This is a genomic window from Methanofastidiosum sp., assembly GCA_013178285.1.
Lineage (GTDB): Archaea > Methanobacteriota_B > Thermococci > Methanofastidiosales > Methanofastidiosaceae > Methanofastidiosum.
In genome coordinates this window covers 1-2,383 of sequence record JABLXD010000066.1, presented here as the reverse complement: position 1 = coordinate 2,383, position 2,383 = coordinate 1, and the positions used below count along the sequence as shown (strand labels likewise).

The 2,383-nt window shown below is 36.1% G+C and carries 3 protein-coding genes; all 3 read right to left on the bottom strand.

Annotated elements, in window-relative coordinates; all coding sequences use genetic code 11:
* On the bottom strand, nt 1–1,094 hold a 1,094-nt coding region (locus HPY60_11335; protein NPV51770.1), incomplete at its 3' end, for a hypothetical protein.
* A 115-nt stretch (nt 1,095–1,209) separates the two neighbouring features.
* The gene (locus tag HPY60_11330; GenBank protein NPV51769.1) at nt 1,210–1,977 is read right to left on the bottom strand and encodes a PD-(D/E)XK nuclease family protein; all 768 of its coding nucleotides are present in this window, start codon (nt 1,975–1,977) and stop codon (nt 1,210–1,212) included.
* Nucleotides 1,978–2,204: 227 nt separating this feature from the next.
* A partial coding sequence (locus HPY60_11325) for a hypothetical protein (protein NPV51768.1) occupies nt 2,205–2,383 on the bottom strand: 179 nt, incomplete at its 5' end.

Genomic DNA, 2,383 nt, shown 5'->3' with positions numbered 1-2,383 from the left:
TAGTTATTTTTACTGCCCCAGAAAAGTCTTGCCAGAACGTCGCCATACTGTCTTCTCATAAATATTGTAAAACCATTGTTTCTACGGGAAAGTGAGACTAGAAAGTATATAATAGGTTCAATTTTCATCCAGACAAGCATTAACCTTGCAAGATCATCGCTATCATAGTCATACAGGTCGATGTGAACATGAAAACCGCAAGAATTGTTCACGTGAGAACCTATGCTATTCCAGATTTCAAGAGCTTTACTGATTTTACGAAAGCCTACATCTCCAAAAAGTTTTGGAGATGTAAGTTCCACGGATTCGTAATTACTTCTTTCGTCGTCTGTCATTGAACGACGAACGCTTCCATCGTCACCTACTTTCCATAAATTGTTATCAATTTCGTGATTGTAACCACAAAGTTTAACTCTATACCCCTCTTCTCTCATTCTATTAAAGAGTTCCATTCTGTTACGCACCAGTCCTTCAAGCTCAACCCCGTAAGCCCGAACAGGAAGTAGTTCGTAAGTTGAATTTTCTCTTACCAAACTAATAAAATCCCTATAATCAACACCAATTAAATCTAAAGAATCTCTTATAATCCAGTAAGCCTGTTCCCGTGACAGCTTCTCATGTGGAACAACACCTAATTTTTTGAGCATTACCTTTTGCCATGAAGTCACAGGCACTGGTTCAGCAGAAACGGAATTAAGATTAAAGCCTAAATTAGGAAGCTCATTACGAATATGTTTGCAAGTTAAACCATAGCTTTCTTCTTTAACTCCTCTCTGTCGTAAAAAGCTTAAACAATTACAATAAAATGTTCCATCTTGGAGTCTGTAAATTGAATAAGTTCCATTTTTGTTTTCGCTTTCTACAGTTTTTAATAGAGTTCTTTCTGCACGTTCTTTTCTTTTCGGTGCAGTTTTAATTATCACTCCACAAAATGGGCATTCATAACTGTCAACATCATTAATTGGGCTCCCACAAACATGGCAAGTTCTTAATGCTGTTCCTGCCTCCTCAGTTTCATTTAACTGTTCAAGTAAGACATTAGCTTCAAAATCTTCCAAAAGGTCAACATTAAAAATATTTGCTGACATTGGCATAATAAACCTCCTAAAGATTAATAATGATTTAATGGACACAATACCCCTGTAAGGCAGGAAATACTGTGTTTTTAAAAAAAATGATTAAATTAATTAATTGACAAATAAGGCGGGATTAATCTGACTCAAGATATCTGTCAGGGTAAACTACGAATTGCTCTTCTGCATCAGGTTCGCCAAGACAAATTGGCAAAAAATCGCACCAGGAGCAGTGAAATCCTGGTGTTTTTAAAAATTTTTCAGCTTTAACTTGTTCCCATACATTAAGAACAAGCTTTTCAAAGTTTTTTAAATCCTCTGCAGTCCTGCTTGCAAAAAGATATTGGATTTCAGGTAATTTTTTCTTAATGAGAACTCCAAAACCTACTTCCTCAGGAACTCTCTCAAGCTCTGCAAGGATATAAGCATAAGCGGTTAACTGTAAATCAAGTTTTGCTTTGTGTTCTGGATACTTACTAATTGCAGTTTTCCAGTCAAGCAACAACCTTCCTTCATTCCCAACAAAATCAATTGTTGAGTAAAAAGGTACTTGATTTGCAATTTCTACATACCGAGATTGTTCAACTGAAATAGGTTCCAGTTTCTTTGTTTCATCGTGTCCTTCCCATTCAACAAGCAACTGCTCTCCTTGTTGAAGTAAAGTCTTGTGATCGTCTCCGTTTGAATACTCATACTGAGTTTTGTCTTCCACAACCCAAATTTTCCTAAAAGTCTCTGGTGCAGAGACATTTTCAATAAATCTCTTGGCAACTGCAGCATGGATTGTTGTCCCAAACGCAAGAATAGCTTTTGGAATTTTCTTTCTTAGTTTGTCAACATGAGCCAGTTTAAATTTAAAACCACACAATAAATAATCCTTTAAACTAGTTGCAGTTAAATACATGTATACCTCCTTTCTTTCTTGAATTATACGAAAAAAATGGTAGGATTTTTGTTTTTTGGCTACTTATATAGCCAATCCCCAAGGTAGGTCTGAAGGAAATCCTTCAGAAAAAATATCAAACTATCTACTAAAATGGTAACACAGCAAAAGTAACTTTTCAAGATAACAGAAATAAGGGAAGGAACTATTTTACTTTTCCTTCCCTTATCGCCTTTTTTACTCTTCCCTTACACCCTCAATTTGCTCTCTTCGCCATCGTCTGAGTACGCAAGTTCCATCTTCTTCTCAATCTTTGCGTCAGCCTCCGCTTCAACATTACCTATTTTTGGTGGCTGAAGTTCTCTTGGTGAAGTATAAGAAACTCCTGCTTTCTGACATATTTTCTTTGCTATTTCATCAAGCCTTT